This window comes from Amycolatopsis kentuckyensis (genome assembly GCF_041679295.1).
Lineage (GTDB): Bacteria > Actinomycetota > Actinomycetes > Mycobacteriales > Pseudonocardiaceae > Amycolatopsis > Amycolatopsis kentuckyensis_A.
The window spans coordinates 42,026-56,403 of sequence record NZ_JBGDMD010000010.1 but is presented as its reverse complement, the minus strand read 5'-3'; the positions used below and the strand labels follow the sequence as shown (position 1 = coordinate 56,403).

Annotated in this window: 11 protein-coding genes; 10 read left to right on the top strand and 1 reads right to left on the bottom strand. The window is 71.7% G+C overall.

What is annotated here, in order from left to right:
* Positions 1-209: 209 nt before the first annotated feature.
* A complete protein-coding gene (locus ACERZO_RS36570; protein WP_372670469.1) occupies positions 210-3,971 on the bottom strand; it encodes an nSTAND1 domain-containing NTPase in 3,762 nt (1,253 codons plus the stop codon).
* A gap of 295 nt (positions 3,972-4,266) precedes the next feature.
* Between ACERZO_RS36570 and ACERZO_RS36565 the strand changes: the two genes are divergently transcribed.
* The 10 genes from ACERZO_RS36565 to ACERZO_RS36520 all read left to right on the top strand — a co-directional run bounded on the left by ACERZO_RS36565 (position 4,267) and on the right by ACERZO_RS36520 (position 14,365).
* Complete coding sequence (locus tag ACERZO_RS36565) at positions 4,267-5,259, top strand: LLM class flavin-dependent oxidoreductase (protein WP_372670468.1); 993 nt, start codon at positions 4,267-4,269, stop codon at positions 5,257-5,259.
* Between the two features lie 420 nt (positions 5,260-5,679).
* Positions 5,680-6,474 carry an MlaE family ABC transporter permease gene (locus ACERZO_RS36560; protein ID WP_086674921.1) on the top strand — a complete coding sequence of 265 codons (795 nt, stop codon included), beginning with the start codon at positions 5,680-5,682 and terminating at the stop codon, positions 6,472-6,474.
* Positions 6,475-6,476: 2 nt separating this feature from the next.
* On the top strand, positions 6,477-7,328 hold the full coding sequence (locus ACERZO_RS36555) for an MlaE family ABC transporter permease (RefSeq protein WP_372670467.1): 852 nt from the start codon (positions 6,477-6,479) through the stop codon (positions 7,326-7,328).
* On the top strand, positions 7,325-8,602 hold the full coding sequence (locus ACERZO_RS36550; protein ID WP_372670466.1) for an MCE family protein: 1,278 nt from the start codon (positions 7,325-7,327) through the stop codon (positions 8,600-8,602). The genes ACERZO_RS36555 and ACERZO_RS36550 overlap by 4 nt, the downstream gene beginning before the upstream one ends.
* Positions 8,599-9,606 (top strand): MCE family protein, encoded by a 1,008-nt coding sequence (locus ACERZO_RS36545; RefSeq protein ID WP_372670465.1) that lies wholly within the window; start codon positions 8,599-8,601, stop codon positions 9,604-9,606. Before ACERZO_RS36550 ends, ACERZO_RS36545 begins: the two co-directional genes overlap by 4 nt.
* Positions 9,603-10,595: an MCE family protein gene (locus ACERZO_RS36540; RefSeq protein WP_372670464.1), complete on the top strand. Its 993-nt coding sequence runs from the start codon at positions 9,603-9,605 to the stop codon at positions 10,593-10,595. Before ACERZO_RS36545 ends, ACERZO_RS36540 begins: the two co-directional genes overlap by 4 nt.
* Positions 10,592-11,599 (top strand): MCE family protein, encoded by a 1,008-nt coding sequence (locus ACERZO_RS36535; RefSeq protein ID WP_372670463.1) that lies wholly within the window; start codon positions 10,592-10,594, stop codon positions 11,597-11,599. The genes ACERZO_RS36540 and ACERZO_RS36535 overlap by 4 nt, the downstream gene beginning before the upstream one ends.
* Complete coding sequence (locus ACERZO_RS36530) at positions 11,596-12,657, top strand: MCE family protein (protein ID WP_372670462.1); 1,062 nt, start codon at positions 11,596-11,598, stop codon at positions 12,655-12,657. The genes ACERZO_RS36535 and ACERZO_RS36530 overlap by 4 nt, the downstream gene beginning before the upstream one ends.
* Positions 12,657-13,865 (top strand): MCE family protein, encoded by a 1,209-nt coding sequence (locus tag ACERZO_RS36525; protein ID WP_372670461.1) that lies wholly within the window; start codon positions 12,657-12,659, stop codon positions 13,863-13,865. The genes ACERZO_RS36530 and ACERZO_RS36525 overlap by 1 nt, the downstream gene beginning before the upstream one ends.
* A complete protein-coding gene (locus ACERZO_RS36520; protein ID WP_372670460.1) occupies positions 13,850-14,365 on the top strand; it encodes a hypothetical protein in 516 nt (171 codons plus the stop codon). Before ACERZO_RS36525 ends, ACERZO_RS36520 begins: the two co-directional genes overlap by 16 nt.
* Positions 14,366-14,378 lie beyond the last annotated feature (13 nt).

Below are 14,378 nucleotides of genomic sequence, written 5' to 3'. Positions count from 1 at the left end.
GCTCCGCACCCGGGCAGCGGGCTGACCGGCCCCGGACACGCTGAAGGGCTCCTCCGAGGGCGGGATGCGGGGGCTCCCGCCCTTGAAGGAGCCCTTCAGACCCCCGGTGAGTGAACGTCGTGGGACGTCGCCGTCCGAGGGCATGTCTAGTGGACAAACGTTGTTCGGTGTCCGCGCTCCCGCACCGAACAACAACGCCGAACAACTCGTTATGAACAGGGCGGCGAGTAATCGATGCCCGGCAGGCTCGCCGACCATTCGGCTTCGGTGATGCGGGGCGCCGCGACCGCGCAAATTCTTTCGGCCGCCCGGTCAGGATCGGTCTCCGAGAACCGTACCTTGCCGTCCGCGACCGCGCCCGCCAGTGTGTGGCCGTCCGGGGCGAACTGCACCGCGTACACCCGGTCCGCTTCCTCGGGCAGCACCGCGTACGGCTCGGCGCGGGCGACGTCCCACAGCCGGACCGTGCGGTCGTAGCTGCCGGACGCCAGCACCCGGCCGTCGCCGCTGAAGGACACCGCCATGACGATGTCCGTGTGCCCGGCGAGGACCGCCGAAACCCGCGCGGCGGCCGGGTCGGCGACCGACCACAGGCGCACCACGCGGTCGGCGCCCGCGGTCGCCAGCGTGCGGCCGTCCGGGCTGAACGCGACCGAGAAGACCGTGTCGGTGTGCCCTTCGAGCTTGGCCAGCGGCCTCGGGGCCCGGGGCGCCGAGACGTCCCACAGCCGCGCGGTGTGGTCCCAGCTACCGCTGGCCAGCGTCCGGCCGTCCGGGCTGAAGGCGAGCGTGTGGACGTCGTCGTCGTGCCCCTGCAGCTTCGCGATCTCGACCGGGTGCAGGCGGTCGGCGAGGTCCCAGAGCCGGACGGTGTGGCCGTCGCCCGCCGTGGCGAGGACCTTGCCGTCCGGGCTGAACGCGACCGCGTCGATGTCGTCGTGCGGGCGGGAGAACACCGTCGGCGGCCCGGGGTGGGCCGGGTCGGTGATGTCCCGCAGCGTCATCGTGTGGTCCCAGCTGCCGGTGGCCAGCGTGCGGCCGTCCGGGCTGATCGCGACGCCGCACACCGCGTCGCCGAAGCCGCCGATCGTGGCGACCGTCCTGGGCGCGGCCGGGTCGGCGAGGTCGTGCAGCCGCACCACCTCGTCGTAGCCGCCGGTCGCGAGCACCCCGCGGCCGAAGGCTTCGTGGCACGCCCGCGCGGTGTGGGCCGGGACGGCGGGGCCGGGCAGGTCCCAGAGCCGGGCGGACTGGTCGTCGCTGGCCGTGGCGAGCGTGCGCCCGTCGCGGCTGAACACCACGGACCCGACCGCGCCGATGTGCCCGGGCAGGGACTGCAGCTCACGCGGCTGCCGCGGATCGGCGACGTCCCACAGCCGCGCGGTGCGGTCGAAGCCGGTCGTGGCGAGGGTGTGCCCGTCCGGGCCGAACGCGACCGACCGGACGATCGCCTTGTGCGCGCCGAGCGACGCCAGCTGCGCCGGCGCGGCGGGATCGGTGACGTCCCACAAGCGCGCCGTCTGATCGGCCGAAGCCGTCGCGAGGGTGTGCCCGTCGCGGCTGAAGGCGACCGAGTGCACGACGTCGGTGTGCCCGGTCGCGACGCCGAGCGGGCGCCGCCCGGCAATGTCCCAGAGGCGGGCGGTCTTGTCGGCCGACGCCGAGGCGAGCAGCCGGCCGTCCGGGCTGAAGGCGACGTTGTTGACGTACGACGTGTGCCCGGTCAGCTCCCCCACCGGCCGCGGGTGGACGGGGTCGGTCGTGTCGTACAGCCGGAGCGTGCCGGCGACGTCGCCGGTGACCAGCAGCGGCGCGACCGGGCTGAAGGCGACCGCGTAGGACTTGCCTTCGTGCTGTTCGACGATCATCCCGGGCCCCGGCCGGGCGGGGTCGCTGACGTCCCAGACCCGTGCGGTGCCGTCGAAGCCGGCGGTGGCGACGGACCGGCCGTCGGCGCTGAAGGCGACGTTGTTGACGTTGCCGGTGTGGCCGGTCAGCACGCCCAGCGGCACCGGGTGGTGCGGGTCGTGGACGTCCCACAACCGCGCGGTGCCGTCCCAGCTCGCGGTGGCGAGAACGCGGCCGTCCGGGCGCAGCGCGACGGTGTTGACCCGGCCGGTGTGCCCGGTGACGCGGGCCGAATACGGCGTCGCGAACACGCCGAGCACGCTGCTGCGGGCTTCGGCGCTCGGGTCGAGGCGGTACGCGGCGAGCGCGAGCTGTGCGGCCAGCGCGGGGTTGGTGGCGCGCATGGCCAGCGCCTGCCCGGCGACCTTCTGCGCGAGCGCGCTGTTGCGCTGGTCGGTGGCCGTGCTCTGGGCGTGCACGGCGTACGCGGTGGCCGCGACGGCGACGACCAGCAGCACGGCCAGCAGCGCGACGAGCTGACGCAGCCGCCGGGTGCGCCGGCGGTCGCGCTCCTGCTCCGCGTGTTCAACGGCGAGGCTGGCGTCGAGGAACCGCCGTTCCCGCTGGGAGAGCGCGGTGTCCTGGCGTGCGGCCCACTCCCGCGCGAGGGCCAGCCGGGTGCCGCGATGGAGCCAGCCGGAGTCCTCGCCGACGGCCTCCCAGGCGTCGGTCGCCTCGGTGAGCTGGCGGTGCACGCGCAGGCCCTCGCGGTCCTCGGTGAGCCATTCGCGCAGCCGCGGCCAGCCGCGGATGAGGGCCTCGTGCGTGATCTCGATGCCGGTGTCGTCGAGGGTGACCAGCCGCGCGGCGGCGAGCCCGTCGAGCACGACGGCGGTGTCCTCGTCGTCGGTGTCGAGCTCGCCCCGGCCGATCCGGCGCTTGGTGTCTTCGGTGCCTTCGCCGAGCGCGGTCATCCGGAGGAAGACCTGCCGGGCCAGCCGCTGCTGCCGGGGCGAGAGCCGCGCGAAAGTGCTTTCCGACGTCTGGGCGATGGCCCGCTCGATGCCGCCGGTCGACTCGTACCCGGCCAGGGTGAGCGTGGTGCCGCGCCGGCGTCGCCACGTTTCGAGGAGCGCGTGCGAGAGCAGCGGCAGCACGCCGGGCCGGCCGGTGGCGTCCGCGACGAGCCGCGAGACGAGCGCGGTCTCGACGCGGTACCCGGCGTCGACGGCGGGCCGCGTGATCGCCTGCCGGAGCTCCTCGGTGGTCATCGGGCCGACAAGGACCTGCGCGTCCTGCATGGCTTCGGCGAGGTCCGCGTGCCGCGCGCAGTGGGTGTAGAAGTCGGTGCGGATGCCGAGGACGACCCGGGTCCGGCTGCCGGGCTCGGTGGTCGCGGTGACGAGCGCGTCGAGGAAGCGCGCGCGTTCCTGCTCGTCCTGGCAGAGGGTGAAGACCTCTTCGAACTGGTCCACGACGAGCACGACGTCGGTGTCTTCCAGCTCGGCGAGCTGCCGGGCGGCGAGGCCGAGGTTGCGCGGGTGCGCGGCGAAGTCGTCGAGCAGCGCCCCGGGCGCTAGGCCGAGCGCGGCGGCGAACTTCACCGCGCACTCCTGCAGCGGCCGGGCGCCCGGGGTCAGCAGGACGACCGGGTCCTTCACCGACGGCAGCAGGCCGGCCCGCAGCAGCGACGACTTCCCCGAGCCGGAGGCGCCGAGAACGGCGAGAAAACGTTGTCCCGAAAGCCGGGTGACGAGCTTTTCGACCAGCCGCTCGCGGCCGAAGAACCGGCCGGCGTCGGCGGGGGTGAATGCCGCCAGCCCGACGTAAGGCGGCTTTTCCCCGGTTTCCGGCTCGGGCGCGGCGGCCTCGTCCGGACGCGCGTCGTCGGCGACGGCGTGCCAGCGCTCTTCCCATTCAGCGGGCACCCCGCCGCAGGCCCGGACGTAGGCGAGGGTCACGGCCAGGCTGGGGAGTTTCCGCCCGCCGGCCGCCTCCGAAAGCGTCCCGGCCGAATAGTGCGCGCGCCGGCCGAGCTCGCGGTACGTCGGATTCCCGGCGCTTTCCCGCAACCGCCGCAGATCGGCGGCGAATGCGGTCAGCGGGTCGTCCCCGGGATCCAAGGGTCGCTCCGGACGCGGCACCCCGTCCTCCCTTTTCCGGTTTCCGTCACACGGTATCGGGTTGCGCGCCGGACCGGGCCCGTTCGGGAAAACCGGCCGCTTTCACCTCAGCGGGCCATGCGCCGCGCGGGCCGGGCGAGGGCGAACTCGGCCACTGCCGTGAGGTCGGCGCCGCCCCGCGGATGCCGGTCTCCTCGGCCGCTTCGGAGGCCGCGGCCCCACCTCGCCGTCCCGCCGTGAAGGCCGTCACAGCGGACGGGGAAGCATTCGCGGCACCGGGGCGTTGACCCCGGTTGTGAGCTCACTGCCTGACGTGCCGCTGTCCGTGCTCGACCTGTCCCCCGTTTCGGAGGGGAACACCGTCGGCGAGACGCTGCGCAACACCCTGGACCTCGCCCGGCACGCGGAACGGCTGGGCTTCACCCGCTACTGGCTGGCCGAGCACCACAACATGCCCGGCATCGCCAGCTCCGCGACGGTCGTGCTGATCGGGCACGTCGCCGACGCGACCGAGCGGATCCGCGTCGGGTCGGGCGGGATCATGCTGCCCAACCACGCGCCGCTCGTCGTCGCCGAGCAGTTCGGCACCCTCGAGGCCTTCCACCCGGGTCGCATCGACCTCGGCATCGGCCGCGCGCCGGGCACCGACCAGCGGACCGCGCTGGCGCTGCGCGGCCCCGGCGGGCTGTCCGCGGACAACTTCCCGGAGCACCTGCAGGAGCTGATCGGCTACTTCACCCATTCGGAGGCCCGCGGGGTCAACGCGGTAGTCGCCGAGGGCAACCAGCCGCCGGTGTGGCTGCTCGGCTCGAGCGGCTTCAGCGCGCAGCTCGCCGGGCGGCTTGGGCTGCCCTTCTCCTTCGCCCACCACTTCGCCGCCGAGAACACCATCCCGGCCGTGCAGCTGTACCGCGAGAACTTCCGGCCGGGCGTGCTCGACGAGCCGTACGTGATGCTCGGCGTGTCGGTCGTCGCGGCCGAGACGGACGAGCGCGCGCAGTTCCTCGCCGGGCCGTCCGGGCTGACGTTCCTGAGCCTCCGCCGCGGCCGCCCGATCGCGCTGCCGACGCCGGAGGAGGCGGCCGAGTACCCGTACACGGAGGTCGACCGCGCGTTCCTGGCCGACCGCTTCGGCTCGAGCATCATCGGCTCGCCGGAGACGGTCCACAAGGGACTCGAGCAGCTGCTGGCCGACACCGGCGCGAACGAGCTGATGGTCACGACGATGGTCCACGGGCACGCCGACCGGGTCCGGTCCTACGAGCTGCTGGCCGGCCTCAAGTCCTGAGGAGCGGTCTTGAATGAGTCATTCGGGGCACCTGAGGTCCTGAATGACTCATTCAAGACGTCCCGGGCGGCCGCGGGTGACCTTTCGGGCGGGCGCGAGTGACCGTCCGGTGTTACAAAGGTGCCCATCCGTCTCTTCCGACACCCGGGTCGGTATTTTCTTTTCCACTTCTGACAACAAGATCCGGTCCGTTTGTCAGCGCCGGACAAGAAATGCGCGGTTACCAGCCCGTGACCGCGTGATCCCGCTCAAGTTCTTGTCTCCCAGCAGGGCCGTCGTTAGCGTACCGACCAGTAGGAAACGGCACGGTGTCCCCCGAGACCGTGAATGGCCGACATTTGTTACCCCGTTCGGACCATTTCCCCTTGCTCACCTCGGGTGTATTCGGCGTGCCGCCGGAACCGCTGGGGAGGCACACGAATGGCCGAACGGACGACGACGACGTCGTTCCCCGGGGCCGCCGCGCTGCGGCAGACCGGGCGGCTCTACGGGCTCGGCCTCGACGTCGTCCGGCTGACGTTCCGCCGCCCGTTCCAGCTGCGTGAGCTGATCCAGCAGTTCTGGTTCATCGCGAGCGTCTCGATCCTGCCGACGGCCCTGGTCTCCATCCCGTTCGGCGCGGTCATCGCGCTGCACATCGGGTCGCTGACCACGCAGATCGGCGCGCAGTCGTTCACCGGCGCCGCCAGCGTCCTCGCCATCATCCAGCAGGCCAGCCCGATCGTCACCGCGCTGCTCATCGCCGGTGCGGGCGGCAGCGCGATGTGCGCGGACCTCGGCTCGCGCACCATCCGCGAAGAGATCGACGCCATGGAAGTCCTCGGCGTCTCGCCCGTGCAACGGCTGATCGTGCCGCGGGTGCTCGCCGCGATGGGCGTCGCCGTCTTCCTCAACGGCATGGTCAGCGTCGTCGGCGTGCTCGGCGGCTACTTCTTCAACGTGATCATGCAGCACGGGACGCCCGGCGCGTACCTGGCGAGCTTCTCGGCCCTGGCCCAGCTGCCCGACCTGTGGATCAGCGAGATCAAGGCGGTCATCTTCGGGTTCGTCGCCGGGGTCGTGGCCGCCTACCGCGGGCTCAACCCCAAGGGCGGCCCGAAGGGGGTCGGTGACGCCGTCAACCAGTCCGTCGTCATCACCTTCCTGCTGCTCTTCGTGCTGAACCTGGTGCTCACCACCGTCTACCTGCAACTCGTGCCGCCCAAGGGGAGCTGATCGTGACCACCACGGAACTCCCGAGAACGGCACGCGTCCGCGAGGCCGTCGACCGCCGGTTCGGCTTCCTCGACACCCTCGGCGACCAGATCCTCTTCTTCCTCCGCGCGATCGCCTGGATCCCCCGCGCGCTGCACCGCTACCTGCGCGAGATCGTCCGGCTGCTGGCCGAAGTCAGCTTCGGCAGCGGCGCGCTCGCCGTCATCGGCGGCACGATCGGCGTGATGATCGGGATGACCGTCGCCACCGGCACGGTCGTCGGCCTGCAGGGCTACTCCGCGCTCAACCAGGTCGGGACGTCGGCGTTCGCCGGGTTCGTCTCCGCCTACTTCAACACGCGCGAGATCGCGCCGCTGGTGAGCGGGCTCGCCCTCTCCGCCACCGTCGGCTGCGGGTTCACCGCGCAGCTCGGCGCGATGCGGATTTCCGAGGAGATCGACGCCCTGGAAGTCATGGGCATCCCGAGCGTCCCGTACCTGGTGACGACGCGGGTGATCGCCGGCTTCCTCGCCGTCATCCCGCTCTACGCGATCGGGCTGCTGTCGAGCTACCTCGCCTCGCGGCAGATCACCGTCTGGTTCTTCGGCCAGTCCGCGGGCACCTACGACCACTACTTCCTGCTGTTCCTCCCACCCGGCGACGTGCTGTGGTCGTTCGGGAAGGTCCTGGTGTTCAGCGTCGTCGTGGTGCTGGCCCACTGCTACTACGGCTTCCGCGCGAGCGGCGGCCCGGCCGGTGTCGGCGTGGCGGTCGGCCGCGCGGTGCGCACCGCGATCGTCGCGATCAGCGTGCTCGACTTCTTCCTGTCCCTGGCGATCTGGGGCGCGACGACCACCGTGCAGGTGGCCGGATGAGACGGGAGACCCGCCGCAAGGCCGGGATCCGCACCGCGGGCGTGCTGTTCCTGGTGGTGCTGGGCGTGCTCGTGACGCTCTCGATCAAGGTGTACGACAAGGACTTCGTCAGCACAGTCCCGGTGACGCTCAAGGCGAGCCGGATCGGCAACCAGCTGCAGACGGGCGGCCAGGTCAAGGCCCGCGGCGTGCTCGTCGGCGAGATCCGCGAAGTCCGGGCGACCCCGCAGGGCGCCGAGATAGCGCTTGCCCTGGAGCCGGACAAGGTGGACATGCTGCCCGGCAACGTCTCCGCGCTGCTGGTGCCGAAGACGCTGTTCGGCGAGCGGTACGTCCAGCTGTCCATTCCGGACGGTGTCCGGGCCCCGCACCTGGTCGCCGGTTCCGTGATCGAGCAGGACCGTTCGGCCAACGCGATCGAGCTGGAGCGCGTCTTCGACAACCTGCTGCCGCTGCTGAAAGCCGTCCAGCCGCAGAAGCTCGCGACGACGCTGACCGCGGTGTCGACGGCGTTGCAGGGACGCGGCGAGCAGATCGGCGAGACGCTCTCCACCGCCGCGGACTACTTGACGGACTTCAACCCGCAGCTGCCGGCGTTCACCAAGGACGTCCAGGACCTCGCGTCGGTTTCCCGGCTCTACGGCGACATCGCCCCGGACCTCCTGGACGCGCTCACCGACTCCGCCGTCACGCTGAACACCGTGCGGGACAAGGCACCCGACCTCGGGACGGTCTACCAAGAGGTCTCCGGTTCGTCGGGTGAGGTCCGGGAATTCCTGAACCGCAACAAGAACAACATCATCGCCCTCTCCGCCGACAGCCGTTCGGCGCTGGAGGTCGCGGCGCGCTACTCCCCCAGTTTCCCCTGCACCATCAAGGCGATGGACGCGCTGCGCGAGCCCGTCGACGAGGCACTGGGCAAGGGCACGAACCAGCCCGGCATGCACGCCCAGGTCACCGTCAGCCAGGCGCGCGGCAAGTACGTGCCCGGCAAGGACGACCCGATGTACCCGGCCGACGGCGGCGGCCCGCGCTGCTACCCCAGCGGCGTCGCCCCGACGACCGGCACCGCCGCGGTCGCGCCCGGCGCGCCGCAGCACCCGCTCATGACCGGCACCCGCGACGACCTCGGCGTCGCGAACTCCCCGCAGGAACGCGAACTGCTCGCCACGATCCTCGCGCCGCAGCTGGGCGTGCCCACCGGGCAGGTCGCGGACTGGAGCAGCGTGCTGGTCGGCGCGCTCTACCGCGGCACGGAGGTGACGCTCAAGTGAGGAAGTTCGCCGCCCCGCTCGTCAAGAGCCTGATCTTCATCCTGGTCACCACCGCCGCGACCGTGCTGCTGGCCGTGTCCATCGCCAACACCGGCGTCGGCCGCACCGACCTCTACGGCGCCACCTTCACCGACGCGACCTCGCTGAACGTCGGCGACGACGTCCGGATCTCCGGGGTCCGGGTCGGCCAGGTCGAAGAGCTGGAGATCGCCGGCCACAGCCTGGCGCACGTCCGGTTCTCCCTCGACGAGGGCCGGCAGCTGCCCGCCGACGTCGGCGCGGTCATCAAGTACCGCAACATGGTCGGGCAGCGCTACATCGCGCTCGAACGCGGCGCGGGCGGCACGGGCACCCTGCCGGTCGGCGGCGAGATCCCGCTGGACCGCACGACGCCGGCGCTGGACCTGACCGACCTCTTCAACGGCTTCAAGCCGCTGTTCCAGGCGCTCTCGCCCACCGACGTCAACCAGCTCTCCGGCGAGATCGTCCAGGTGCTGCAAGGCGAAGGCGGCACCGTCGAAGAACTGCTCGCCCACACCGGCTCGCTGACGTCGACGCTGGCGAGCCGCGACCAGCTGATCGGCGACGTGATCACCAACCTCAACCACGTGCTCGGCACGGTGAACAGCAAGGGAACCGCGCTCACGACGTTGATCTCGACGCTGCGGGAGCTCGTCTCCGGCCTGGCCGCGGACCGCACCGCGATCGGCGACGCGATCGGCGGCCTCGGCGACCTCTCCACAGCCACCGCGGGCCTGCTCGGCGACGCGCGGACCCCGTTGAAGGACAGCATCACCGGGCTCGACCGCGTCACGAAGAACCTCGCCGATGACAAGACGCTGCCGGGCCTCGAGCAGACGCTGGGCACGCTGCCGGAGAAGCTGAACAGCCTGGGCCGGATCGCCTCCTACGGCTCGTGGATGAACTTCTACCTCTGCAGCGCCACCCTGCAGACCACGCCCCCGCGCGGGACGCCCGTCACGGCGGAGAGGTGCGGCTCGTGAAGTCCTTCAAGGAACGCAATCCGCTCACCCTCGGCGTCGCGGGAAGTGTCGTCCTCGCCGCGCTGCTGACCGTGACGTTCAACTACGACAACCTGCCGGTCGTCGGCGGCGGCACCACCTACCGCGCCGAGTTCTCGGAAGCGGCCGGGCTGCAGGCCGACGACGAGGTCCGCGTCGCCGGCATCAAGGTCGGCGAGGTGCGCGACGTCGAGCTGGCCGAGGACCACGTGCTCGTCACCTTCCGCGTCAAGAACGCGTGGGTCGGCGACCGGACGTCGGCGGAGATCCGGATCAAGACGCTGCTGGGCCGCAAGTTCCTCGCGCTCAAGCCGACCGGCGACGCCGTGCAGGATCCGGACCAGGCGATCCCGCGCACCCGGACCGTCACGCCCTACGACGTCACCGAGGCGTTCAACGGCCTCGCGAACACCGCCGGCTCGATCGACACCGCGCAGCTCGCCGACAGCTTCACCGCGATCAGCGACACCTTCCGCAACGCCCCGGCCCACGTGCGCACCGCGCTCGACGGCCTGTCCGCGCTGTCGAAGACCGTGTCCTCGCGCGACGACCAGCTCGCCGGCCTGCTGGCCAACGCCAAGCAGATCACCACGACGCTGGCGAACTCCAACGAGGACTTCGAGCAGCTGCTCTCCGACGGCAACCTGCTGCTGGGCGAGCTCGACCGGCGGCGCCAGGCCATCCACGACCTGCTGACCGGCGCGCAGGCGCTGGCCACCCAGCTCTCCGGCCTGGTCGCCGACAACACCGCGGCGCTCAAACCCGCGTTGAGCCAGCTGAACACGGTGACCGACCTGCTCTCGCGCCAGAACGGCAACCTGGAGAAGAGCCTGGCCGCCGCCGGCCCGTACTTCCGGCTCGCGAACAACGCGCTCGGCAACGGCCGCTGGCTCGACGCCTACCTCTGCGGCCTGCTGCCGGAGAACCGCGACCCGTGCACGCCGCCGAAGCAGTTCGGAGCCCCGAAGTGAACGCCACCCGCACCTACCGGTTCCTCGCCGCGGCGGTCGTCACGGCGCTCGCCGTCGTGGCCGCGCTGTGGTGGATCTTCTCCGGCACCGGCCTCGACCGCGCCACCGTGCTGTTCTCGCGTGCGGTCGGCGTGTACAGCGGCTCCGACGTCCGGCTGCTCGGCGTCCGGATCGGCCAGGTCGAGTCGGTGACGCCGCGCGGCGAGCAGGTCGAGGTGACGCTGACCTACGACGGCTCCGCGCCGATCGCCGCCGACACCGACGTCGTCGTCATCGCGCCCAGCGTCGTCGCCGACCGGTACGTCCAGTTCTCCAAGCCCGCGCGCGGCGGGCCGCGGCTGGGGAACGGCGCGACCATCGGGGTCGATCGCAGCGCGACGCCGGTCGAGCTGGATGAGCTGTACGCCAGCCTCGACACGCTCACCAAGGCGCTCGGCCCGGACGGCGCCAACAAGAACGGCGCGCTGTCGGACCTGCTCACCACCGGCGCGAACAACCTGCGCGGCAACGGAACCGCGTTCCACGACTCGGTCAAGCAGCTCTCCGAGCTGGCCCGGACGCTGGCCGGCAACTCCGGCGACCTGTTCACCACCGTCCGGGAGCTGCAGCGGTTCACCAGCATGCTGGCCGACAACGACGCGCAGGTGTCGAAGGTCAACCAGCAGCTCTCGTCGGTGTCCGGCACGCTGGCGGCGAACCGCGACGAGCTGGCCTCGGCGCTGCGTTCGCTCGGCTCCGCGCTCGGCGACATCCAGGGGTTCCTCAAGGACAACCGGGCCCTCATCAAGTCCAATGTGGACAAGCTGGCGGTGACCACGCAGACGCTCGTCGACCAGCGCGCGTCGCTGGCCGAGACCCTCGAGACCGCGCCGCTGGCCGCGGCCAACCTGCTCCAGACGATCGACCCGGCGACCGGGGCGCTGCAGAGCCGCACCGACCTGCTCGACTACCTGCCGCTGCCGGTGACCGGGTCCGTCTACACGAACGAGGCAGGCGGGCGATGAAACCACTCCGACGCGTCACAGCGCTGGCCGCCGGCTGTTGCCTGGTGCTGACGGCCTGCTCCGGCGAGTTCAAAGGTGTCTACGACCTGCCGCTGCCCGGCGGCGCCGACGTCGGCGACCACCCGTACCACGTCACCGTCCAGTTCGCCGACGTCCTCGACCTGGTGCCGCAGGCCGCGGTCAAGGTCGGCGACGTCCCGGTGGGGCGCGTCCAGACCATCCGGCTCGGCAGCGACGGCTGGACCGCGGAAGCCGTCGTCGAGGTCAACGGCGACGTCTCGCTGCCCGCCGACGCCGTCGCGCGGCTGCGGCAGTCCAGCCTGCTCGGCGAGAAGTTCGTCGAACTGGCGGCACCGGACAAGGAGACCAACGCGAGCGCGCGGCTGGCCGACAACGCCGTGATCCCGGTGTCGCGGACCAACCGCAACCCCGAGTTCGAAGAGGTCTTCGGCGCGCTTTCCCTGCTGCTCAACGGCGGCGGCATCGGGCAGCTGCAGACGATCAACCGCGAGCTGTCCAAGGTGATGACCGGCAACGAGACGCAGATCCGCTCGTTCCTCTCCGGCGTCAACACCCTCGCCACCGACCTGGACGCGCACCGCCAGGACATCACCGCGGCCCTCGAAGGCGTCAACCGGCTCGCGACGACGCTCGCCGACCGCGACAAGCAGGTGTCGGGTGCGCTCACCGACCTGACGCCGGGGCTGCGCACGCTGACCGACCAGCGCACCCAGCTCGTGGCGATGCTGCAGTCGCTCGACGACCTCTCCGGCGTCGCCACCGACGTCATCCACAAGAGCAAGGACGACCTGGTCGCCGACCTCCGGGCGCTCGCCCCGATCCTGCACCGCCTCGCCGACGCCGGCGCGTCGCTGCCGAAGGCCCTGGAGATCCTGCCGTCCTTCCCGTACACCGACGCGGTCATCCCGGCGATCAAGGGCGACTACCTCAACGTGTACCTGTCGGTCATCCCGGCGCCCGGGGTGCCGCTCCCGCCGCCGGGCGAGGGCACGCCGCCCGGCCTGCCGGTCCTGCCGCTGCCGACGGGAGGCCAGTGATGCTGACCACCCGGGTCCGGATCCAGGTCGTCGCGTTCGTGGTGATCTCGCTCGTCACGGTCGCGTTCGTCGGCGCGAACTACGCCGGGATCGACCGGCTCTTCGGCGGCAGCGGCTACACCGTCAAGCTCGAACTCGCCGAAGGCGGCGGCATCTTCACGAACGGCGAGGTGACGTATCGCGGGGTCGCCGTCGGGCGGATCGGCGACCTGCGGTTGACGCCGTCCGGGATGGAGGCCGACCTGGTCATCGACGGCTCGGCCCCGCCGATCCCGTCGAACGCCCAGGCCGTGGTCGCCAACCGGTCGGCGGTCGGCGAGCAGTACGTCGACCTGCAGCCGCGGACGTCCGACGGCCCGTACCTGGCCGGCGGCTCGGTCATCCCGCGGGAGAAGACGACGCTGCCGATGCCGGTGCAGCACCTGCTCGGCGACCTCGACTCGCTGACCGCGTCGGTGCCGACCGGCGACCTGCGCACGGTCGTCGACGAGCTGGACGACGCCCTGCGCGGCACCGGCCCGGACCTGCAGGTGCTGCTCGACACGGCGACGTCGTTCACGAAGGACGCGGCGGTCAACCTGCCGCAGACGACGAAGCTGATCGACGACGGCTCGACCGTGCTGCGGACCCAGCTGGACTCGTCGGCCGAATGGCGCTCGTTCACGAACAACGCCAAGCTGTTCGCCGCGCAGCTGTCCTCTTCGGACGGTGACCTGCGGCGGCTGATCGCCACCGCGCCACCCGCCGCGTCCGAGCTGGGGAGCCTGCTGCGGGAGACCGATCCCGGCCTGCCGATCCTGCTGGCCAACCTGCTGACCACGGCGCAGGTGTTCCAGGCCCGCACCAGCCAGCTGGAACAGCTGCTGGTCGCGACGCCGAAGGTGGTCGCGGCGACGTCGACGGCCTTCGACGGCGGCGACGGCAACCTCGGCATGGCACTGACCTTCTACGACCCGCTCCCCTGCCGCGCCGGGTACGAAGGCACGAAGTTCCGGCCCAGCACGGACACCTCGCCGCTGCCGTTCAACACCGGGGCGTCCTGCACGCTCGAGCCGGGCGACGCGACGTCGGTGCGCGGCTCGCAGAACGCGCGGCACCTGGCCGTGCCGCCCGCGGCGGTGCCCGGCTCGGGCGCCCCGCTCACGGCGTCGTCCGATGGCCTGGCCGTATCCCCGACCCTCGAGGAGATGCTGTGGCTGGGAAAGTGAAATGGCCGCTGCGGGTGGCGGTGCTTGCCGTCGTCGTCACCGCCGCCTTCGCGGGCTGGTCGGGGTTCACCTGGTACCGCACCGCGCACAGCGCCGAGCTGACCTACGGCACCGCGCGCGACGAGGCGCTGACCGCCGGCCGCGAGCTGGTCGCGCGGCTGTGCACCCTCGACTACCACCAGCTCGACCAGGGGCTCGCGCAGTGGCTCGACGCGTCGACCGGCCCGCTGCACGACCGGCTCGCCCACACCGACGACACGACGAAGAAGACCCTCACCCAGGACGCGACGGTGTCCACCGGCAAGGTGCTGGACGCGGCGCTCAGTGAACTGGACGAGCACGCCGGGACCGCGAAGCTGATCGCGTCGGTGGAGATCACCGCGCAGAAGGAAGGTGTCGCGCCGGCGACCAAGCGCAACCGGTTCGCCGCGGGGCTGAGCCGGACCGACGGCGGCTGGAAGCTCAGCGCGCTCGACGAGCTGCCGGTGGGGGCGAGATGAGCACCGAGGCTTT